Origin of the sequence: Patulibacter brassicae (assembly GCF_033949425.1) — a bacterium.
GTDB classification, from domain to species: domain Bacteria; phylum Actinomycetota; class Thermoleophilia; order Solirubrobacterales; family Solirubrobacteraceae; genus Patulibacter; species Patulibacter brassicae.
In genome coordinates, this window is the sequence record NZ_JAXAVX010000015.1 from 23,185 (window position 1) to 44,395 (window position 21,211).

Annotated in this window: 20 protein-coding genes and 1 riboswitch; of the genes, 10 read left to right on the forward strand and 10 right to left on the reverse strand. The window is 75.6% G+C overall.

Annotated elements, in window-relative coordinates:
- Positions 1–17 precede the first annotated feature (17 nt).
- From SK069_RS18015 to SK069_RS18045, 7 genes are all read right to left on the reverse strand, one after another.
- Entirely contained in the window at positions 18–941 is a 924-nt protein-coding gene (locus tag SK069_RS18015; RefSeq protein WP_319955648.1) for a class I SAM-dependent methyltransferase, read from the reverse strand.
- 70 nt (positions 942–1,011) lie between these two features.
- On the reverse strand, positions 1,012–2,217 hold the full coding sequence (aroC, locus tag SK069_RS18020) for a chorismate synthase (protein ID WP_319955649.1): 1,206 nt from the start codon (positions 2,215–2,217) through the stop codon (positions 1,012–1,014).
- A gap of 71 nt (positions 2,218–2,288) precedes the next feature.
- Complete coding sequence (locus tag SK069_RS18025; protein WP_319955650.1) at positions 2,289–3,191, reverse strand: hypothetical protein; 903 nt, start codon at positions 3,189–3,191, stop codon at positions 2,289–2,291.
- Positions 3,188–3,958 carry a type II secretion system protein GspM gene (gene gspM / locus SK069_RS18030; RefSeq protein ID WP_319955651.1) on the reverse strand — a complete coding sequence of 257 codons (771 nt, stop codon included), beginning with the start codon at positions 3,956–3,958 and terminating at the stop codon, positions 3,188–3,190. Before gspM ends, SK069_RS18025 begins: the two co-directional genes overlap by 4 nt.
- Positions 3,955–4,704, reverse strand: a complete 750-nt coding sequence (locus SK069_RS18035) for a PilN domain-containing protein (RefSeq protein ID WP_319955652.1) — start codon at positions 4,702–4,704, stop codon at positions 3,955–3,957. The genes gspM and SK069_RS18035 overlap by 4 nt, the downstream gene beginning before the upstream one ends.
- Before the next feature lies 1 nt (position 4,705).
- On the reverse strand, positions 4,706–5,788 hold the full coding sequence (gene pilM / locus SK069_RS18040; RefSeq protein WP_319955653.1) for a pilus assembly protein PilM: 1,083 nt from the start codon (positions 5,786–5,788) through the stop codon (positions 4,706–4,708).
- Positions 5,789–6,798: 1,010 nt separating this feature from the next.
- The gene (locus SK069_RS18045; RefSeq protein WP_319955654.1) at positions 6,799–7,554 is read right to left on the reverse strand and encodes a prepilin peptidase; all 756 of its coding nucleotides are present in this window, start codon (positions 7,552–7,554) and stop codon (positions 6,799–6,801) included.
- 602 nt (positions 7,555–8,156) lie between these two features.
- Here SK069_RS18045 and SK069_RS18050 point away from each other — a divergent pair.
- Positions 8,157–8,705 (forward strand): hypothetical protein, encoded by a 549-nt coding sequence (locus tag SK069_RS18050; protein WP_319955655.1) that lies wholly within the window; start codon positions 8,157–8,159, stop codon positions 8,703–8,705.
- 19 nt (positions 8,706–8,724) lie between these two features.
- Here SK069_RS18050 and SK069_RS18055 read toward each other — a convergent pair whose 3' ends face one another.
- Both SK069_RS18055 and SK069_RS18060 read right to left on the reverse strand, forming a co-directional pair.
- Complete coding sequence (locus SK069_RS18055) at positions 8,725–10,113, reverse strand: hypothetical protein (RefSeq protein ID WP_319955656.1); 1,389 nt, start codon at positions 10,111–10,113, stop codon at positions 8,725–8,727.
- Positions 10,114–10,191: 78 nt separating this feature from the next.
- Complete coding sequence (locus SK069_RS18060) at positions 10,192–10,662, reverse strand: type IV pilin protein (RefSeq protein WP_319955688.1); 471 nt, start codon at positions 10,660–10,662, stop codon at positions 10,192–10,194.
- A gap of 93 nt (positions 10,663–10,755) precedes the next feature.
- Positions 10,756–10,837, reverse strand: a riboswitch (cyclic di-GMP riboswitch).
- A gap of 114 nt (positions 10,838–10,951) precedes the next feature.
- Between SK069_RS18060 and SK069_RS18065 the strand changes: the two genes are divergently transcribed.
- From SK069_RS18065 to SK069_RS18095, 7 genes are all read left to right on the forward strand, one after another.
- Positions 10,952–11,890 carry a prepilin-type N-terminal cleavage/methylation domain-containing protein gene (locus SK069_RS18065; RefSeq protein ID WP_319955657.1) on the forward strand — a complete coding sequence of 313 codons (939 nt, stop codon included), beginning with the start codon at positions 10,952–10,954 and terminating at the stop codon, positions 11,888–11,890.
- Positions 11,887–12,540 (forward strand): PulJ/GspJ family protein, encoded by a 654-nt coding sequence (locus SK069_RS18070; protein WP_319955658.1) that lies wholly within the window; start codon positions 11,887–11,889, stop codon positions 12,538–12,540. The genes SK069_RS18065 and SK069_RS18070 overlap by 4 nt, the downstream gene beginning before the upstream one ends.
- The gene (locus tag SK069_RS18075) at positions 12,537–14,696 is read left to right on the forward strand and encodes a hypothetical protein (protein ID WP_319955659.1); all 2,160 of its coding nucleotides are present in this window, start codon (positions 12,537–12,539) and stop codon (positions 14,694–14,696) included. Before SK069_RS18070 ends, SK069_RS18075 begins: the two co-directional genes overlap by 4 nt.
- Before the next feature lie 130 nt (positions 14,697–14,826).
- Entirely contained in the window at positions 14,827–15,885 is a 1,059-nt protein-coding gene (locus tag SK069_RS18080) for a type IV pilus modification PilV family protein (RefSeq protein ID WP_319955660.1), read from the forward strand.
- Positions 15,882–16,559, forward strand: a complete 678-nt coding sequence (locus SK069_RS18085) for a PulJ/GspJ family protein (protein WP_319955661.1) — start codon at positions 15,882–15,884, stop codon at positions 16,557–16,559. The genes SK069_RS18080 and SK069_RS18085 overlap by 4 nt, the downstream gene beginning before the upstream one ends.
- Before the next feature lie 26 nt (positions 16,560–16,585).
- Positions 16,586–18,832 carry a hypothetical protein gene (locus tag SK069_RS18090; protein ID WP_319955662.1) on the forward strand — a complete coding sequence of 749 codons (2,247 nt, stop codon included), beginning with the start codon at positions 16,586–16,588 and terminating at the stop codon, positions 18,830–18,832.
- A 102-nt stretch (positions 18,833–18,934) separates the two neighbouring features.
- Positions 18,935–19,417, forward strand: a complete 483-nt coding sequence (locus SK069_RS18095) for a hypothetical protein (protein WP_319955663.1) — start codon at positions 18,935–18,937, stop codon at positions 19,415–19,417.
- A 36-nt stretch (positions 19,418–19,453) separates the two neighbouring features.
- Here the strand turns inward: SK069_RS18095 and SK069_RS18100 are convergent, their stop codons facing one another.
- Positions 19,454–19,672, reverse strand: a complete 219-nt coding sequence (locus tag SK069_RS18100) for a hypothetical protein (protein ID WP_319955664.1) — start codon at positions 19,670–19,672, stop codon at positions 19,454–19,456.
- A gap of 109 nt (positions 19,673–19,781) precedes the next feature.
- Here SK069_RS18100 and gluQRS point away from each other — a divergent pair, with 109 nt between their 5' ends.
- Both gluQRS and SK069_RS18110 read left to right on the forward strand, forming a co-directional pair.
- Positions 19,782–20,714 (forward strand): tRNA glutamyl-Q(34) synthetase GluQRS, encoded by a 933-nt coding sequence (gene gluQRS, locus SK069_RS18105; protein WP_319955665.1) that lies wholly within the window; start codon positions 19,782–19,784, stop codon positions 20,712–20,714.
- 77 nt (positions 20,715–20,791) lie between these two features.
- Entirely contained in the window at positions 20,792–21,202 is a 411-nt protein-coding gene (locus tag SK069_RS18110) for a hypothetical protein (protein ID WP_319955666.1), read from the forward strand.
- Positions 21,203–21,211: the final 9 nt, after the last annotated feature.

Consider the following 21,211-nt stretch of genomic DNA (forward strand, 5'->3'; position numbering starts at 1 on the left):
GGCGCGGGAGGCGCCCGTCAGTCCGGGACGCGGGCGGTGACGAAGAAGGAGTTGCCGGCGTCCGCCAGCCGCGCCAGCGGGTACAGCGGCGCGTGCAGCGCCTCGTAGGCGGCGCGGATCAGCCGCCCGCGGCGTCCGTGGCCGACCCGCCCGAGCGCGATGCTCGTGCGCTGGTAGTACCACCACGGCGTCTCGTAGGTCGTCGTGCGCACGTCGACGAAGCCGAGCGCCACGAGCAGGCGCTCCATCGTGCGGGGCGAGAAGTCGTAGAGGTGGACGGGCAGCTCCGGGTACTCCCAGTGGCCGGACCAGCTGGCCAGCAGCCGCCGCGACGCGCGCGGGAACCACCCCTCGACGTTCGGCATCGCGGCGGCGAGCGTGCCGCCGGGGCGCAGCAGGTCGCGCGCGATCCCCAGCTCGACCCGCGGGTCGCGCAGGTGCTCCAGGACGTCCCAGAACGTCACCGCGTCGAACGAGCCGGCCTCGAGCGTCGAGGCGATCGCGTCCAGCGTCCCGGTGCGGACGTCGAGCCCGCGACCGCGCGCGGCCTCGGCGGTCGTCGCGCCGAGCTCGACCCCGACGCCCTGCCAGCCGGCCTCCTCCGCGATCCGCAGCCAGGAGCCGGAGGACGCGCCGACGTCGAGGAGCCGACCGCCGGGCACGACGCCGAAGGCGCGCATCCGCGCCAGCTGCTGGCGTGCCCGCTCGAGCGTCAGCTCCTCGAGCGGCCCGAGCAACTCGGCCGTCCAGGACTCCGCGTGGTAGTAGGTCTCCTCGAGCGACGCGTCCGAGGCCTGCGGGTCCTGGAAGACGAGCCGGCACTGCGGGCAGCGCACGAGGTGATGGCCGTCGCGGTCGAAGACCGGGGCGTAGGGTCCGGGTGCCCGGCAGACCAGGCAGTGCGTGGTCCGCAGGGAGGAATCCAGATGGGCGACCGCCATGGCGCGCGCCAGTCTAGTCGCGCCGCCCGCCGTCCACCGCGCGCGCAGCGGCGCGCCCGCTCGGCGTCGATCAGGCGCCGATCGGCGCGCCGACCCAGCCGATCCGCTCCTGATAGGCGGCGAGCGCGGCGCGGACGTCGTCGATGTGGTCGCCGCCGAACTTCTCGCGGTACGCCGACGCGAGGACGAACGCGATCATCGCCTCGCCGACGACGCCGGCGGCCGGCACCACGCAGTTGTCCGTGCGCTCGCGCAGCGCCTTCGCCGGCTCGCCCGTGGCGAGGTCGACGGAGCGCAGCGGCTTCGTGATCGTCGGGATCGGCTTCACGACCGCGCGCACGACGAGCGGCTGGCCGTTCGTCATGCCGCCCTCGAGGCCGCCGGCGTGGTTCGTGCGGCGGCGCACCGCGCCGGTCCGCTCGTCCCCGTCGGCCACGTCCTCGACGCCGAAGATCTCGTCCTGGGCCTGCGATCCCGGGGTGGCGGCGAGGTCGAAGCCATCGCCGAACTCGACGCCCTTGTGGGCCTGGATCGAGCAGATCGCCTGCGCGAGGCGCCCGTCGAGGCGCTCCGTCCAGGACACGTGCGAGCCGATGCCCGGCGCGAGCCCGTAGACGACGACCTCGTACGTGCCGCCGATCGACTCGTTGTTCTTCCGCTCGGCGGTGATGTGGGCGACCATCGCCTTCGACGCCTCGGCGTCCAGGCAGCGGACGGGGTCCTCGTCGACGCCCTCGAAGTCGGCGACGACCAGCGGCCGGTCGCGCTGCGGCGCCGTGACCGGGCCGATCTGGGTGACGTGCGAGCGGATCTCGACGCCGAGCGCCGAGAGGAACGCCTTGGCCAGCGCGCCGCCGGCGACGCGCGCGGCGGTCTCGCGGGCGGAGGCGCGCTCGAGGACGTTGCGGACGTCGTCGTGGCCGTACTTCCACGCGCCGACGAGGTCCGCGTGCCCGGGGCGCGGCATGTGGACCGGCGGCACGTCGGCCTCGACCGGCCACGGGTTCATCCGCTCCTCCCAGTTGGCGTAGTCGCGGTTGGCGACCTGGAGCGCGATCGGCCCGCCGAGCGTGCGGCCGTGGCGGACGCCCGCCGTCGGCTCGGCGGCGTCCTTCTCGATCTTCATCCGCCCGCCGCGGCCGTGGCCGAGCTGGCGCCGGGCCATGTCGCGGTTGATCGCCTCGCGATCGAGCTCGAGCCCGGCCGGGAGCCCTTCGACGATGGCCGTGAGGCCTGGGCCGTGGGACTCGCCGGCGGTCGTGAGCGTGAGCGACATGGACGCCCGATTCTACGGCCGCCCTTCCGCCGCCGTCCTGCGCCCCGGCGGTCCGGGGCGCGGGGACGGGATCAGGCGCCGGCGATCTTCTTGCCGCTGCGCCACACGGTGAGCACGCGCACGGCGGTGATCGTGCCCTCCCGGCCCTTGCGGCCGGGCTCCTGCAGGACGACCGTGCGCCCGGCCCGGACGCGCACGACCTTGCACGGCTTGTCGCCCAGGGCGAAGCGCTTGAGGCACGTCGTGCCGGCCGACTGCTTGCCCGGCAGCGACAGGCCCTCGGCGAGCCGCAGGGTCACGACCTTGCCGCTGTCGGACACGGACTGGATCCGCGCGAGCGCGACCCGCTTCGACGGGACGGTCGTGCCGAGGGCGAGCTTCGAGCGGGCCTGGCGTCGCGCCCCGCGGACGATCCGCAGGCTCACGCGCGTGCTCGCCCGGCGGGCGGCGGCGACGGCCTTCGCGTGGTCGGCCTCGCTGCCGCCGCCGACGGCGGCCGGGCGCTTCGGCGTCGCCGCGGGCGTCGGGGCGACCCCGGTGCTCGGGGTCGCGACCGACGCGCTGGGCGTCGCCGTCGCGGCCTTCCCGGCGGAGGACGACGCCGCCCCCGCGGTCGATGCGCGCGGCGTCGCCGAGGACCCCTCCGCCTTGCGGTTCGCCTTCGCCAGCGCCTTGCTGAACGGGTCGCGGGCGGCACCGCGCTCGCTGGCGCGCGCCGCGGCGCGGGCGACGGCGGCCGCGGAGCGCTGCGGGGCCGCGCCGATCTCGTCGGCGTCCTGGACGGCCGCGAGCGCGCGCTCCGCCGCCGGATCGGCGGCCGGGGCCGTCAGCGCCGCGGCGGGATCGCTCGCCACGGACTCCGTGTCGTGCCCCCCGCCCCAGGCGACGAGGCCGCCGCCGACGACGAGGACCCCGCCGACGGCGACCGCGAGCAGCGGGTCGACGTGGCCGGCGATGCGCTTGCTGGAGCTCACGGGGTGCCTCCCGTCGTGGTCGTGGTGCCGGTCCCGGGCGCCGGCGCGGCGGCCGTGGCGGCCTCGCGCGGCAGCAGGTACGCCTTCAGCTCGAGGCTGCCGGCGAGCGAGCGGGCGCCCTCCGCCTGGCCGACCGCGAGGTTCACGCTGTCGACGCGCAGGAGGCGGCCGCTGGCGCGGAGCTTGCCGTCGGGCGTGCGGACGAGCCCCTGGATCGCCCGGACGAACCGGGTGACCGCGGTGTAGCTCCCGCTGACCTGGACGCTCATGCCGACCGGGACCCCGGCGGGGGCGCCGGCGGCGGCCGCGTCGGTGCCGTCCGCGGCGGGCGCCGCGGTCGCCGTGGCGGCGCCGGTGGTCGTCGTCCCGCTAGCGGTGCCGTCCGCGTTGACGCCTCCCGCGGTCGGGGCGGCGGCGGGCGCCGCCGCCGACGCGGCCGCGTCGGTGACCTTCAGGACGTCGAAGCTCACGTCGAAGCGATCGGCCGTGGACTCGAGCTGGTCGATGAGCTGGGCGGCCTCGACCTTCTCCGGCACGGCGACGGCGAGGCGCTTGAGCGCCCGGACGTTCGCGTCGGCGCGGGTCCCGGCCTCCCGGGCCTGCGCGAGCTGCGTCTGGACCTGAGCGGCCTGGGCCTCGGCCTGCTGCTGGGACTCCTCGGCCGCGGCCGCGTCGTTGCGGGCCGGGCTCACGAGCAGGAGCCAGAGGAGCGCGGCGACCGCCAGGACGGCGACGCCCGCGAGGAGGTTGCGCATCGAGTCGGTCATCGGCTCGCTCCGTCGGTGGTGGTGGAGGCCTGGGTGGCGGGGTCGGCCGGCGCGTCGGCCGCGGCGGACGCGGCGGCGTCCGGGGTCGCGGCGTCGAGGACGACCGTCGGGGACAGCCCGACCGCGGCGTCGAGGGCGACGCCGTCGCAGTCGGCGGATCCGCCGGAGCCGGACGCCGCGCCCTGGGCGCGCTTCGTCTTGGCGGTCTGGTTCAGGGCGACGTCGGCGACCTGCGGCAGGGCGCGGAGCCGGCGCAGCGTGTCGGCGACCCGGGGCTGCGTGTCGGCGCAGCCGGTCAGCGCGACGCTGCCGGAGCCGCCGAGGCCGGCCGGCACGGACCCGCCGCCCGTCGCGGTGGCGCCGCCGGCCGCGGCGCTGAGCTGGGTGATGCCGACCGGGCCGGGCAGCGCACCGGCGACGGAGCGCAGGACCGCCGCCCAGTCGGTGCGGCCGGCCGCCAGCGCCAGGACCGCGGTCTCGCGGCTGCGGCGCCGCTCGTCGAGCGCCACCACCGGCTGCAGCCGGTTCACCTCGGCCTGCGTCTGCGCGGTCCGCGCCACGGCGCTGGCCTCCGCCTCGCGGGCCGTCTGGGTGTCCTGGCGCGCCATCGCCCAGACGGCGAGCAGCACGAGGACGATCACCGCGCCGCCGCCGACGATGGCGTGCAGCGGGTTGAGCTTCAGGTCCCCGGCGCCGCGGGCGGCGCCGGCGCGCTGCTCGGGCGGCAGGAGGTTGATCGCGCGCATCTCAGCTCTCCTCGACGCTCAGCCCGAGCGCCACGGGGTCGGCGCCGCCGGCGAGCGCCGCGGCGGACTGCACGGGCAGGTCGAGCGCCTCGCCGAGGACGGCGGCGGCGCCCTCCATGCCGGCGAGGGGACCGCTCGTGACGCAGGACTCCGGCGTCTCGCCGTCCTCCTGGTCGACGTGGAACTCGACCGACGTCCGGACGGTGGTGGCGATCGCGCGCAGCGTGCGGGCGACGACGTCGGTCAGCGCGTCGCGCTCGCCCTCCGCCGGCTGGCGGTCGCCGAGCAGCAGGGCCGCCGCGTCCGCCGGGTCGAGATCGAGCCGGCGGGCGAGCTCCTCGCTCGCCGACTGCACGCCGGCCGGGATGGTGCGCACGAAGCGGCAGCCGTCGGGCCCCGCGAGCGCGAGGGTCGTGATGCCGTCGAGGTCCAGCAGCAGCGTCGGCTCGATCGGCCGGACGACGCGAGCGAGGCCGAAGGCGAGCAGATCGACGCCGACGGGCTCCAGGCCCGCGGCCTGGACCGCGGCGATCTGGCCCGCGACGAGCTCGCGGCGCGCCGCGACGACGAGCGCGCGGCGGTGCGCCGGCGTGTCGCCGTCGGCGGGGACCTCGTCGAGCAGGCGGTAGTCGATCAGCGCGTCGTCGGCGGCCGTCGGGATCCGCTCCCGGGCGATGAGGCGGACGGCGGCGTCGACGTCCTCGGCGTTGCGCACCGGCGGCAGGTCGAGGACGCGCACGGCGACCTTCTGGCAGCCGACGCCGAGCCGGACCTGCTTGGCGAACCCGCTGCGGGTCTCCAGCACGTCGCGCAGCGCCTGGGCGACGGCGGCGGCGTCGATGACCTCGCCGTCGCGGACGGCGCCGGGCGGCAGCACGGCGGAGGCGGAGGCCTTCGGCGCGAGGGGGCCGCGACCGGCGTTGGCGGTCGCGACGCCGACGTGGGTGGCGCCGATCCGCACGCCGGTGACCGGCGCGGAGGGGCCGCCGCGCTTGCCCCCGGAGCGCGAGCGACCGCTGAGCGCGGTGCTGCGACCCGGGAGGCCGGAGGGCAGTCGAGGGAGGGTGAGCGATCGGCGGGCCATGGTGGGTCGCCCACCCCATCGTCGGCTCCCCCGTCCGGGCTTGAAGCGCCTTGAGCCACCTGGACGTTCGTCCGGGCGCAGATCGATCGATCGTCGGCCGCATCCGGCCGCCACGCGTCGTCCCCGGCATCGACGTCGCTGGACGCCGGGCCTCAGCGGCGTCCAGCGTCCCGCCCGTCCCGCCCGTCTCGCCCGTCTCGCCCGTCTCGCCCGTCTCGGCCGTCTCGGCCGTCTCGGCCGTCTCGGCGACGGAGCGTGCGCCTCGTTCGAGGACCACCCGGTGTCTCGTACCCGACGGCGCCGCCCCGTCGGCGGTCCGTGCCGCGCGCGTCGCTTCCGCGCGCCGTGGGTGCACGCGACGGGCACCGCACGCCGAGCGAGCGTCTCGCGAGCCCTCCGCCGTTCGGCGCGGCACGAGACGCACGGCGCACGCAGGGGCTCGGGACCTCAGGCGGCTCCGGTCGCCGGCGAGCGGTCACGGGTTGGACTGCGCAGCGAGGGCTCAGGGCCCCACCGGGGCCGGGCGGGTGCCCGCCCCTCGCGCGGATCGGCGAATCGTTCGTGCGGGACGAGGCATCGGACCCCCGGATCCTGCCTCGCTGGACGGCCGCCCCGCGATGGTGGTGGCGCGCTCGACGCCTCGGCATCGAGCGCGCCATCGAAGACGCTCAGCGCCGCGGGGGCACCCTCGGACGGGCTCCCAGCACCCCGCCGTCGCCCCCCCCCGCGGGCGAGCGCGGACCGCGCGCCCCGATGCCACGGAGACGAGCGACGTCTCCCCGGACACGTCGGCGGGGCGGGACGGGGGTCGACGCCGCGGCGCCGCGTGCACCGACGCCGCACCTCCCCGGTCGAGGGAGTCGGGCCGGTGCTCCCGCAGGCCCGGCCCGCGAGACACGCCCCGCGTTCCACCGGGTGCGGCCCCGGCACGACCGGGCACCGCTTGCGCGCACGGCGCCGATCCTCGAAGCGCTAGGAGCGCGGGAGGCCGGCCGGCTCCCGCGCCCGGCTCAGAAGGTCTTGACGTACGCGTCGATCAGCGGCTGCCCGGCGACGAGCGCCACGACGCCGCCGAGCGCGAGGTACGGCCCGAACGGGATCGTCGTCCTGCGGGCGCCGGCGACGCCCTTGCGCGCGGCGATGACCGCGCCGGCGACGCTCCCGACGACGAGCGCGACGAGGATCCCGACCGCGACCGGCGCGCCCAGGCAGAGGCCGAGGACGCCGGCGAGCTTCACGTCGCCCATCCCCATGCCGTCGGGCCGAACGATCGCCGGGACGAGGAGGAACGCGAACGCCGCGGCGCCGGCGATCAGCCGCTCGACCTGACCGGAGGGGTCCAGGGCCGTCCCGACGGCGATCGCGGCGATCGCGGTCGGCAGCGTGATGGCGTTCGGGATCCGCCGGTGGTCGAGGTCGATGAGCGTGATCGGCACGAGCGCCGTGACCATCACGATGCCGAGCACCGCCTGGGCCGTCGAGTCCGCGATCGCGGCGACGAGCGCCCAGAGGACGGCCGTGACGGCCTCCACGAGCGGGTAGCGACGCGAGATCGGCGCCGCGCAGTCGCGACAGCGACCCCGCAGGAGCAGCCAGGAGAGGACCGGGACGTTGTCGTATGCCCGGATCTGGTGGTGGCACGACGGGCACTCCGAGCGCCCCGCGGCGACCGACGTCCCCGCGGGCAGGCGGTAGGCCACGACGTTGAGGAACGACCCGATCAACAGGCCGAAGGCGGCGGCGAAGGCGATGAGCATCGGAAGCATGCGCTGGGGGTCCGGTCGGACGCTAGGGACGGATCGACGGCGGGCGGGTGGACGACGGCGCCAGGGTCGTGGCGCCTCCGTGCCGATCGCGTGTCGGTCCTCGCATGCATCGGAGCGTCCTCGTCCGGGACGTCACCCCGGCGCATCCGAGTGGACGGACGTCGGAGCGCCGTCCAGACGGCCGTCCGTGTCGGCGTGCCCGTTCCGACCGCTCCGACCCGGGTCAGGAGGCTCGACCGTCCGCCTCCTCGCGCGTGCGACCGCCGGTCCGGGGTTTCGACGGTCCACCTCCCCGGGCGGTTGACGTCGCCGTGCGGAGGCGGAAGGCTGCCGCGGTGGCCGAGACCGACGACCCCGACGCCCCCGCTCCCGGACACGACGAACGAGGGGCGTCCGCCTCGGGACCGACCGGCGGCCTCGCCGACGGCGCTGCCGACCACGAGGAGCCGGCCGACGACCGGGCCGGCCGATCGCGGGGCGACGGTACGACGGCCTCCGGTGAGGTCGTCGCGTCGCCCGGGGACGAGGCCGCGACGGCTCGTCCTGCCGACGGATCGCCCGTCGACCCGACACCGGTCGCCGAACGCGCCCCCCGGCGACGCGTGCCGTGGACCCGCGGAGCCGGCGCCGCCCCGTCGCGACGTCGCGTCCTCGTCCGTCGCCTCGTCGCGCTGCTGGTCCTCGTGGCCATCGGCGCGAGCGTCGGGCTCGCAGTGTCGGGCGGCGAGGACGACGCGCCCACTCGCACGGCCGCCGTCGACGCGACGATCACCCCGGCGACCGACCAGACCCAGGCCAACCGGGCCGCCGACCGCGAGGCGCGGACGCTGCTGCGCGGCGCGATCTCCGCCGTCGAGACGTGCTTCGGCGCCACGGGCACCTACGCGCGCTGCCGCACGCGCGAGGAGCTCACGCCGTTCGCGAGCGAGGCCCAGTTCGGCCCGTTCCTCGAGCGCGTCGTCGCCGGCTCGCCCGAGGCGACCGAGATCGCGGTCACCGCCGGCGACCGCCGCAACGTCCGGATCGTCGGCGTCTCGCGCACCCGCAACCGCTTCGCGTACGTCCGCCGCCTGCCCGGCACGGCCGTCCAGTCCTGCCGCGCCTCGGCCTTCCCGAACCCCGAGGCCTGCTCCGGCGGCCGCTGGGGCTGAGCGACCACCGACTCCCCGGTCAGCGCGCCGGCGCCCCCGCGATCCGCGCGAGCGTCGGAAGGCGGCCGACGAGCGGTCGACCGACGCGGCCTGCGAGCCCCCCGACGCGCTCGGGCGCCAGCAGCCGGGCGACCATGAGGATCCCGGCGGGCACCGCCCACGCGAGGTAGACCGCGGTGTGGCGATCCGGCGTGAACACGTCCCCCGGCAGCACGCGGAACATCACCCAGACGGCGAGCGCCAGGACGAGCCCGAGGATCGGCGGACGGCCTCGCCAGGCCTGCCAGGCGACGAGCGCCCCGACAGCGCCGAACGCGTAGTAGCTCGCGTTCCAGGAATCCAAGAGGCACCGCCACCAGCAGACGGCGGCGAGCAGGAGCAGGAGATCGTCGCCACGATCCGCCGGCGGTCGTCGTCGCAGATAGATCAGGGCCAGCACGACGGCCGCGAGCACGATCGCCGGGTGCGAGACTCGTCCGACCCAACTCGGCTCGAGGCGCTGCGCGAAGATCTTGTCCTCGGGTCGGGCGTCGTGGACCTGAACACCGCCCTGTCGCGCCTGCGGCGTCGCGCTCCACCGCGGGTTGCGCTCCCCCGCGAACCAGAACAGGTTGTCCGGCTTGAAGATCCCCGCCGTCGTCGACTGCAGCGGCGCGGCGACGTCCCGGTGCCCATGCTGCGCCGCGAGGATCGGGGCGAGCAGCGCCCCGCCGGCGACCGCGCACACGACGAGCTGTCGCAGCAGCGTCCGACGATCGGCGGTCGCGCACAGCACGACCGGGACGGCGATCAGCGCCCACGGCTTCGCCGCCGCAGCAAGGCCGACGAGGGCCGCCGCCAAGAGCGGCCGGTCGGCCGCAGCGAGCAGGACCGCCGCGAGCGCGAGCGCCACGACGAGCGCCTCCTCCGGATGCCCGGCCTCCGCGGCGAGGACCGCGACCGGCGAGCCGACCACGAGCGCGGCGGTGACGAACGCCCAGCCAGCGGCAAGAGCTCCTTCTCCGAGCCGAAGCCGCCGGACGAGAACCATCGCGAGGACCGCGGAGAGCACCAGGCCCGGGGCGGCCGACGCCCGGTACGCCGAGAGATCCTGGTGGGCGGCATAGGTGCCCTCTCCGCCGAGCGCCGCGCCCGCGAGCATCGCGGGCGCCTGCAGGAGCGTCGCTCCGCCGTACGCCGAGAGCCGCTCGAGGAAGCCGGAGAGATCCCCCGCGAGCAGCCGCTGCGCGGCGGCGAGGGTCTCGAACTCGTAGTCGTTGAACGCGTAGGAGCGCAGGCCGTACAGCACGACGGCTGCAGCGCCGACGAACGCGCCGACGAACGCGGAGAGGTGGACGCCGCCTCGGAGGTTCCACGCGGCGAGCAGGGACGCGCGACGAGCACGCGAGAACGAGAAGACCGCGGACATGTGCCAGGAACAGCGAAGGGGACGGGCAGCGCCCGTCCCCTTCGGTCACTCAGGCGCCGTGGTGGCTGGGCGTGTGGCTCAGTTGCCCGAGCCGCCGTTCGCGGTCCAGGCCTCGACGCCCGTGGCGTCGGAGCCAGCCGCGTACGTGTAGCCGCCGGGCGACGTCCCCGCCTTGGTGATCGAGTACCACGTGCCGTCGCCGGTGGTCTCGTTACCGCGAGCGTTCGCGACGACCGTGTAACCGTTGCCGTTGGCGGTGATGCTCTTGATGTTCTTGAACTGGTTCAGTTCGTCGGTGGGGTACGGGCCATCGGCGTCCGAGCCGATCGCCGTCGCAACCGACTTGCCGTCGGCGAGGGCCGACTCGATCTGCGAGATCGCGTTGCGCGCATCGCTCTTCGCGCTGGAGTCCTTCGCCTTGTCGCTCTGACCCAGGAAGGTCGGGAGGGCGATCGCGGCGAGGATGCCGATGATGAGGATCACGACGAGGAGCTCGATGAGCGTGAAGCCCTTCTCCTCGGCGGCGCGGTTGCGCGCCCGGTTGATCATGGTGGACACAGCTGAACTCCTGTGGTTGGACCTCGTGAATGGGGGCAGTCCAGCTCCGCGACTCCTGCCGCGGGGTCCACTCCAATGCACCCCGGTGGCGGCCCGGCTGCCTCGCTCGTGAGCGAGGCCCGTGGCTTTGCGTCCCACCCTCGCGGATGGTTTGCCGTTGGCACCTCGGTGCTGGCTGCTGCTCCCCCTATCGGTGCGAGGCGGCGTCGGCCCTTAGGGCAGGTGGACGTTCGTTCGAGGCGCCGGTGTCGCGCGGGACGCGCGGCCGATCACCCGGGTCGTGGAAGACCGTCGGGCATCCGGGCGCGCGGCGTCCGCGGGGTTCACGCTGGTCGAGGTCCTCGTGGCGTCGACGCTGCTGCTCGTCGGCGTCCTCGCGCTGCTGCCGCTGCTGGAGGGCGGGATGCGCACGACGTCGGAGAACCTGCGCCGCGACACGGCCAACGCCGTCGCGCGCGAGGTGGTCGAGCGGGCGCAGAGCCTCCGCTACGACGTCCTGCGCAACGACCTCACCGACGTGAGCGCGACGGCGCCGCGCACGCCGGCCGACCGGCTGTGGGCGTCGATGGACCCGGGCGCCCCGGCGTCGCGGGCCCCGGTGATCCAGGGCACCTCGACCCCGATCGCGTCCGCCACCGAGCCGTGGCGCACGACGGCCGAGTGGCGGCTGACCCGCGGGGACACGACCTTCACCGTCACCTACCGGGCCTGCACCCGCTCGGCGGCGTCGAACCACGTGCAGCTGCTCGGGCCCTACGACTGCGACCGCACCGCCACGACCCCGCCGGCCGGCACCCAGACCTCCGGGACCTGCTCGCTGGCGCTCATGAACCCGAACGCGCTGCAGCAGGTGACCGACCCCGACGACGTCGTCGCGCAGGTCCAGCTGCTGAACCTCCTCGGCGTGCAGGCCTGCGTCACCGGGACGCTCGGCGCGCTGAACCTCAGCGCGCTCGTCGCGCCGCTGTGCACGGTGCTCGGCGACGCCGGCTATGCGCTGAACACCGTCCAGGGGCTCCTTCGCGGCGCGCTCGGCGCACTGGGGTCCGACATCGCGCTCTCGGTCTGCCCGAAGCCGGACGGCACCGCGGGACCGGGCTTCGCCGACGACCTGGCGAGCTCGACCGCCGTCGTGACGACGGTCTCCTGGACGGCGCCCGGCGCCTCCTCCCCCACGCGCGTCGTCGAGCGCGCGCTCATCCGGCGGTCGGGCACGTGAGCGGTCGGCGGCACCGCGACGAGGGCTTCGCGCTCGTCGAGCTGCTCGTGACCTCGTCCCTGGCGCTCGTCGTGCTGCTCGCGATCCTCGGCGCGCTCGACGTCTTCTCCGGCACCTCGTCGGCGACGGCTCGCGCGCCGATCGCCGAGGAGACGGCGCGCGCGACCCTGCGGCAGATGGTCGACGACCTGCGCCAGGCGCGCGTGCCGACCGGCGAGACCACCCCGATCGACCACACGAGCACGGGCGCGACGGGCGACCTCGTCGCCGCCGCCTGGCTCGACGACGGCACCGCCGCCCCGCGAGCCGGGTGGCTGCGCTACTGCGTGACCGCCGACGGCCGGACGCTCGTCGCCGCCCGGCGCTACGCCGCCGCGTGGCCGGGAGCGCCCGGCACCTGCGCGACGACGAGCGCCACCGATCCGGCGCTCGGCTGGGTCGCCCGGGCGGTCGTGCCCGGCAGCCTCGTCCCCGGCGGCGTGTTCACCTTCACGTCGGACGCGTGCTTCGGCACGACCGGCTCCTGCCCGCCGGCCGCGACGGCCGTCCGGGCGATCGGCATCCGGCTGCGCCTGCAGGCCCGCGACGCCGGAGGCCGCGGCCGCACCATCGACCAGAGCGGCACCGTCGGACTACGGAACCGCCCATGAACGACCGTTGCCGCCGCCGTGCCGACCACGGCTTCGTCCTCGTCCCGGTCATGGCGTTCCTCGTCGTCTCGCTCGGCCTCGCCTTCGCGATGCTGCTGCTCGTCGAGCGCCAGATCCACGCCGCGGGCGAGCAGCGCGACCTCGACGCGACGCAGGTCCTCGCGGAGGGCGTGAAGGCCGCGACGGCGAACGTCCTCGCGCTGCCCGACGCCGACGCCTGGTGGACCGGCACCGGCTGCCACGTCGTCACGGGCGACCTCGTCACCGCCCCTGCGGCCGGGACGACCGACGACGCCCGGCTCCGCGCGGCGATCGCCCGCGAGGTCCAGCGCTCCTTCCAGGACGCGCAGGCGTCGACGACGTACGCCCGCGGCGGGCGGACGGTGGCGTGGAGCGCGACCGTCTGCCCCACGACCGACACCGGCGCCGGGACGGACGGTCCGTACACCGACGCCGTGCTCTCCCGCACCGGCGCCACCGGCACGATCAACGGCCGGCGGTCGCTCTGGGTCCGCGCGCAGGCGCGGGTCCGCGACGCGCAGGGTCGCTCGGTCCGCGTCCGCGCCGTCGCGGAGAAGGTCCGCCAAGGGGCCACGCCGTTCGTGCCTCCGACGACGTTCGCGGTCGGCACCGGCACCTTCGCCAGCGACCTCGGCACCCAGGCCGCCCAGCTCTTCCGCGACCTCAGCCGCAGCTCGATCGTGCTCGACGGCGCGATCGGCAAGGTCCTCGGCGTCAGCAACCGCCAGCTCATCGAGGACGATGCCGCCCGCATCGGCGTGCGCTGCGGGCTGCTCAACGGCCTCGAGGACACGACGAACCTGCAGATCGACCCGGCGTCGCTGAACCTCGGGCTCTGCCTCGGTGGGATGTTCTCCGGCCTCGACGGCATCGCCCAGCGCACCGGGCTCGACGCCCTGCTCGGGCCGAGCGGCCTGAACCTCGGCCTGAACCGCTTCACCGCGCTCGACACGTTCGCGATGGCGCCCTCGATCGTCCAGGACGCCTATCGCAGCACCGCGCTGCTGCCGCTGTCGGCGACCGACGCCCGGACGACGGCGTACCTCTCGCCGGTCCCCGGCTCGGGCGACCCGGCGTCGGCGCCCGAGTGCGCGGTCGACTGGAGCACCGTCACCACGAGCCGCGTGCTCTACCTCGCGCAGATCGGCGACGGCGAGCAGTACTGCCAGATCCCCGCCGGCCGCACCGTCCAGGCGAAGGCGGTCGTCGTCGCCCGTGGCCGGGTCGTCGTCCGCGGCCGGATCGAGTCGCTGCTGTACCTCCTCAACCGCAACGAGTGCGATGCGGCCCCGCGACCGTCCTCCTGCACGGTGGCGATCCGCCGAGCCTCGCGCCCGAGCGGCAAGCCGCGCGAGGTCGCCCGGATCGAGCAGCAGGGCTCCGTGCTCGGCGCCGTCTGGGCCGACGGGGCCTACAGCCAGGTCGGCCTCTACCCCGCGACCGCCGCGAACGAGGTGACCGTCGGCAACGAGATCACCCGCGTGCTCGGCAACCTCGTGCAGCGCGCGGACGCGATCGTCGACAGCCAGGTCTGCAACATCGGCAACGGCGGGGTGCCGATCGTCACGCCGCTGCTCAACGCCGTGACCGGCCTGCTGAACGGCGTGCTGCAGCTCGTCGGCTCGCTCGTCGCCGGCACCGTCTCCACGCAGATCCTCCCGGCCGGCGTCACCCCGCAGTCGAACTCCGCGGCGCCGACGACCTACGACCAGGCCTGCCGGCTCTTCAACACGGCGCTCATCACCCAGCAGGCGGCGGTGAAGCTCCTCGACGTGTCGAAGCTCGGGGGCACGGTGCCGATCACGAACGCCAAGGTCTGGGTGCGCAAGACGGCCGGACTCCTGAGCCCGGCCTACGACTGGCGCCTGGCCACCGCGCAGGAGATCGCCAGCAGCGGCGCGACGGTGCCGACCTCGTTCCAGATCCCGGCCGTCTCGAGCGTGCTCTCCTCGCTCGGCACGCTCATCGGCAACGAGCCGACGGTCGTCGATCTCCTGAACATGGTCACGAACGTCTTCAGCAACCGCACGATGGTGGAGCGCGACGCCTCGGTCATCACCCGGTCGCAGATCGACGTGCCGAACGGGCTGGTGCGCGTGCCGGGGACGTTCCGCGCCGCGCGCCCCGCCGACTGATCACGTTCCGGTCCGCGCGTTCGGCGCGGGGTCCTGCCGACGCCGCCGAGCGCTGAAGCTCGATCGTACGATCGTCCAGCGCAGGGCCTCCGTCGGGGCCGTCGAGCGGCCGCGGGTCGATGGGAACCCCGTGTCCGGCAGCCCCCCCGTCGCGCCCTCCGTCGCCCGCCGCCTGCGCAGCGAGGACGGCGGCTTCACGCTCGTCGAGGTCCTCGTCGCCGCGACGATCCTCATCGCCGGGATCTTCGCGACGCTCGCGCTCATGGACCGCGGCGCGGCCGCGACCGGCGCGTCGCTGCAGCGGGACCGCGGGGCGGCGATCGCGCGCGAGGTCGTCGAGCGCGCCACCGGCATGAAGTACCTCCGCACGACCACCACGGCGGCCGACGGCACGACGACGGCGACGGACACGAACGAGCTCGTCGGCCTCAGCAGCGCCTCCTCGACGACGCGACCCGAGGTCGAGGTCGCCACCCGGCTGCGCGCCGCGCTGGACCCGGACGGGGATGCCGGCAGCGGCCCGATCACGACGAGCGACGTGGGTGACGCGTACGTCAGGCGCTCGAGCTGGGCGCTCACGCGCGGCAACACCCGCTACACCGTCACGTACCGCGCGTGCACGACGTCGGACCGGATCAGCAACACGGTGATCCGGGGGACCCTCGACTGCGCGCGCAAGGTCAGCGAGACGGGCACGACCGTGCCGGGCGGCAGCCAGTTCGACGGCTCGACGCCCGGCGGGAAGTGCGGCCTGACGCTCTCCTCCGGGATGAACATGGCCGCGCAGGCCGCGCTGCCGCTGAACGACATCAGCGTGAACCTCCAGCTGCTCAGCGTCCTGGGCCTCGACCTCTGCGTCGACGGGCTGCTCAAGGGGCTGAACCTCCTCACCGGGCTCACGGGCCCGCTCGTCTCGTCGCTGTGCGGCGCGCTCGGGCCGGTCGGCCCGACGGTCGGCGGCGTCCTCTCGGGCGTCACCGGCCTGCTCGGGACGCTCGGCGCGAACGCCCAGATCGGCCTCTGCCCGGCCGCCGAGCTGCGCGACGAGACGCTCGACGTCGCCGCGGGGATCGCGACGACCACGAAGGTCGAGACGACCGTCCGCTGGACCGAGGCCGGCACCGGCCAGACCCGGACGATCCGGCAGACCGCCGCCGTCCGCCGCGCGACCCGGACGGTCGGGCCGTGAGCGCCGCCGTCCGGCGCGCCGCCTCGCGGCCGCGTCGCGACGAGGGGTTCACCCTCGTCGAGCTGCTCGTCACGATGGCGATCGGGACGATCGTCCTGCTGGCGATCCTCGGTGCGTCCGACGTCCTGGGCCGCACGACGAACGCGTCCAGCCGCCTGACGAACGCGCAGGAGATGGCCCGCCGCAGCGTCCGCGTCATGACGAACGACCTGCGCCAGGCGTCCACCGCCAGCGCGGGCGCGACGACGCCGCTGGTCCAGCTCAGCCGCTCCCAGCTCGTGGTGGCCACCGTGCTCGACTCCAGCAGCGGTCCGCAGAACGGCTGGGTCGTCTACTGCGTCGACGGCTCGGGGAACCTGCTGCGCGGAACGCGGACGGCGACGCCGTACGCCGCGCCGGGCAGCTGCGGCACCGGGAGCGGCTGGAGCTTCGGCCGGATGGTCGGTGGCGGCGTGACCACCGCCCCCACCCTCTTCACCTACACCGCGGACGCCGCGTACACGGCCAACGGCTGCCCGCAGCAGGCGCCGACCACGGGCACGCCGAACCCGGCGCCGTGCCTGCCGGCGCCCGAGCAGGTCCGGTCCGTCGGCTTGCGCATCGCGGTCACCGACGGCTCCCGCACCGTCGTGACCCGCGCCGCCGTGTCCCTCCGCAACGCGATCGCCCAGTGAGGTCCCCGATGCGTCCGCTGCCCCCCGTGATCCGCCGCCGCGCCACCGCCGAGGACGGCTGGGTGATGGTCCCGGTCATCGCCCTGCTGGCGATCGGCCTCGCACTGAGCTTCGCCGCGCTGCTGCTCGTCGACCGCCAGACCCAGGCCGCGCAGCAGGAGCGCGTCGGCGACGCCGCGCAGACCCTCGCCGAGGGCGTCGCCACGGCGACCGCCGGCGTCCTGGCCAGCGACGAGAGCAACGCCGTCTGGACGACGCCGATGACGAGCTGCACGGTCGTCACCGGCGACCTCGGCGGCGCGCCGAGCGGGACGAGCCGGACGCTCGAGTCGAACGTCCGCACCGCGGTCAACGCGTACTTCGACGCCAACGCCGCCAGCACCGACGGGCTCTCGGACTACGTCTCCCGCAACGGCCGCTCGACCGCCTGGCGCGTGCAGATCTGCCCCACCGACGACAGCGCGACGGTCACCGACGCCCGCTGGGACGACGCGACGAAGCTCAAGCTCGCGTCGACCGCCGCGCTCCCGACGTGGCCCGCGAGCACCGCGAAGCGCACCGGCCAGCTCGGCTCGCAGCCGACGCTCTGGGTCCGCGCCCAGGGCGATGTGCGGCGGACGTCCACCAGCGGCGGCGATCCGCAGTCGGGCGCCCGCGCCGTCGCGGCGAAGGTCCAGCGCGGTGCGACGATGTGGAATCCCGACACGTCGCTGGCGCTCGCCACCGGCAGCTTCGACAACGACCTCGGGGCCGTCACCGGGCAGGTCCTCGGCACGCTCACCTCGACCCTCGGCCAGAAGGTGCTCGGCGGCGTCGCCGGGACGAAGGGCCTGCTCGGCAAGCGCGACGACCTGATCACCGACGACCCGTCGAACCGCGCCTCGGACGGCAAGGCCGCCATCGGCGTGCGCTGCGGACTGCTCCAGGGCGCCGACGACACCGTCAAGGGGCTGCTCGGGAACGGGATCAACCTGCAGCAGCTCGATCTGAACCTCTGCCTCGGCGGGACCTTCGGCGGCCTGAACCAGCTGCTCGGGAAGACGGGCTTGAACGCCGTCACCGACCCGCTGCTCGGGACGAATCGGTACCGCAACCTCGACAACTACTCCGTCGCCCCGGCGCGCGCCGCGGAAGCCTTCAAGACCGAGGCGCAGACGGGCGACGTCGGCGGGTCCGGGCGCCTGCAGGGCGTCTACCGCAGCCAGATCGCCGGCAGCACGTACTCGCCCTCCTCCCCGAGCAGCGTCAGCGAGTGCAACCTGCCGTGGAGCCAGATCTGGGGCGGCACGACCCGCGCCGACGGCACGCGGGCGCAGGACGGCACGGTCGTCTACATCGACCAGATCGGCAACGGCGACCAGGCCTGCTCGATCGACGCCTCGCGCACCGTCGACGTCCGCGCGTTCGTCGTGAACAAGGGCCGGCTCGTCATCCGCGGCAAGGTCAATGGGATCGTCTACGCCCTCAACGGCCAGGAGTGCGCGTCGGCGGGCGCCGAGGGCTGCACGCAGCGCTACCGCGCCCAGCAGCCGACCCGCGAGGTCATCCGCGTCGAGGGGTACCGCCTCGCGGACGGCTCCTCGACCCGGGTCACCGGGGCGCTGTGGGCCGACGGCATCCGGAGCAAGGTCGGGATCTACCCCGGCGAGCAGCCGACGACGCTCGGCGGCGCCCTCGGGCCGCTGCTGAGCTCCGTGGCCGCGCCGATCGACACGACCCTCTGCAGCCTGCCGATCCTCGGGCCGCTCGTGAACGGCCTCACGAACCTCCTCGGCGGCCTGCTGAGCGTCGTCACCGGCGGCACCGCCGAGGCGCGCCTGCCGGCCGGCGTCGCCGGTCCCCCGACCGGCGACGCGTCGTCCCAGGCCTGCGGCCTCGTCAAGGCGCTGGTCGGGGGCCTGGGCAACCTCCCGGGGCTCTCGTCGCTCATCTCCGCCAACGGCGGCGGCGGCAACGTCGGCTACACCTACGACCGCTGGCAGAAGTGCATCCCCGGCGTCCTGAACCTCTTCTGCGCCGGCCAGAACATGAACTGGCACAAGGTCGGCACCGGCACCGACACCGCGACGCTGCCGGCGGGCCTGCTGCAGGACCTGCTGAACAACGGCCCGGTGGGCAACCTCCAGCAGCTGCTGAACAGCCTGGCGGGCACCACGCCGACGATGCTCGTGCGCCGCACGGACTACATCCGCGCGGCCGCCGTCCGGGTGCCGGACAACGCCGCCATCGTAGGCGGGTCGTTCCGCAACGTCGGGCCGCTGGCCGCCGACTGAGCCGGGCGGGGCGCCGGCCCGCGTCGGCCGGGTCGTCCCCGCCCGGCCCGGCCGGGCTCCGGACCGCCGCGCCCGCGAGCGCCCACCCGCCATACTGGGGTGGTGCCGGCGATCCGCCTGATCATCCTCGCGTCGGTCGTCATCGTCGTCCTGGCGACGGTCGGCGCGCTCGCCCCGACGGCCGAGCGCGAGCCGGACCGCCCGGTCGGCGCGCCGCCGTCGAGCGCCGCGGGCGACCGCCGGACGAGCACGACCGTCTCGGCGAAGCTGCCGTCGAAGGAGCCGATCGAGGCGTCCGTCGGCGACACCGTCGTGCTCGAGCTCGCGCCGCCCGAGCGCGCCGAGGTGCTCGAGATCAAGAGCCTCTTCGTCCGCGAGTACCTCTCCGCCGACCAGCCGCGGACGCTGCGCGTCCTGCCGTTCCGGCCGGGCACGTTCCGCGTGCGGCTGCTCGAGGAGGACGAGACGATCGGCCGGATCGTCGTCGGCCCGCGCCGGTCCACGCCGCCGCCCGGGCGCTCCACCCCGGACGCGACGCCCGCCCCGGGCGATCCGACGCCGGCGAGCGTCCTCCCGCTCCCCTGAACGACGGCGCCGCGCGACCCGGGCGTCCCGCGCGGGTCAGTCGGGGCGCTCGGCGGGGTTGGCCTGCGCGTCGTGGTCCGGGATCTCGGTCCCGGTGCCCTCGCACCACGGGCAGACGACCGCGTGCTGGGTGCCGCCCGCCCCGGACAGGAGCTTGCCCGTGCCGCGACAGGGTCCGCAGGTACGCGGACCGGCCTGCTCCTCCTGGGCCGGAGCCTTGCTCGCGGTCCGGCGTCGGGTGCCCTGGCCTGCCATCGGCGCCGAGGATACGCGCGCCGCCGTCGCCGCCGTCGCGTCGTGCGCGAGACGGCGCTGCCGCCGACCAGGTCACCGCCCGGCGCGACGGGCCGTAGCCTCCCCTGGGATGGGCGCGACCGACGGCCGCTACGCCCCGAGCCCGAGCGGGACCCTCCACCTCGGCAACCTGCGCACCGCGCTTCTGGCGTGGCTGCGCGCCCGCTCGACCGGCGGGGCCTTCCGCCTGCGCATCGACGACCTCGATCGGCAGCGCTCGCGCGCCGAGCACGAGGCCGGCCAGCTCGCCGACCTGCGCGCGCTCGGGATCGACTGGGACGGTCCGGTCCCGCGGCAGTCCACGCGGGACGCGGTCTACGCCGCGGCGTTCGAGCGCCTTCGCGAGGCGGACCTCGCCTACCCCTGCTGGTGCACCCGCGCGGAGATCCGCGAGGCCGCCGCCGCCCCCCACGGCCCCGGCGCCGAGGGCCGCTACCCCGGCACCTGCCGCGACCTCGACGCGGCGGGCCGCGACGCCCGCGCCGCCGCGGCCGGCGGTCGTCCTCCCGCGTGGCGCGTGCGGGCCGACGGCGCCGAGCGGACGATCGAGGACCTCGTGCTCGGGCCCGTGCACGGGATCGTCGACGACGTCGTGGTCCGCCGTGGCGACGGGACCTTCGCGTACCACCTCGCGGTCGTCCTCGACGACCACGAGCAGGGCGTGCGGGAGGTCGTCCGCGGCGCCGACCTCGCCGACAGCGCACCGACGCAGGCGTGGCTGGCGGAGCTCCTCGACGTCACCGTGCCCCGCTACGCGCACGTGCCGCTCGTCCTGGGTCCCGACGGCCGGCGCCTGGCCAAGCGCGACGGCGCGGTCACCCTGGAGGACCGACGGGCCCTCGGCGAGACCGCGGAGGACGTCCGCGCCGCGCTCCTGTCCAGCGTCGGGCTCTGCGCGCCGGACGAGCGCCCGCCGATCGCCGACCTCCTCGCCCGCTTCGACCTCGCGGCCATCCGCGGTCGAGGACCGACGCGCTGGGACCCCGCCGGCGGGCCGCTCTGAAGGCACCCACCCTCCGGACAACCCGACGCCCGGGGTCGGGGACGCCATCGCGCCCGCCCGTGCGGGAGAATGCAGGGGTGTTCTCGCCGGTCCGGATCGTCCGCTTCTGGCTCCCGCTGCTGATCTTCGCGATCGGCGCGGCGATGCTCATCATCAGCCCCGACATCGTCGGCATCGAGGGCGCGGCCCTCATGCTGGGCGGCGGCCTGGGCGTCGCGGTCTCCAACCGCCTGCACCGGATCGGGCTGAAGGGCGAGCAGGAGCGCGACCAGGAGAGCGACCAGCGCGCGTTCCTCGCCCGCTACGGCGTGTGGCCCGACGAGGCGTCCCCGGAGGTCCTGGCCCAGGCCCGGCGCGACGGCGTGCTGCCCGAGCAGGACGAGGACGACGACGAGGCGGCGATGTCGCCCGGCCAGGCGGCGGTCAGCGCCATGCGGCCCCAGTTCCGCAGCGGCGAGGTCCCGCGCCGGCGCCGCACGCGCCAGTAGGCTCGCGGG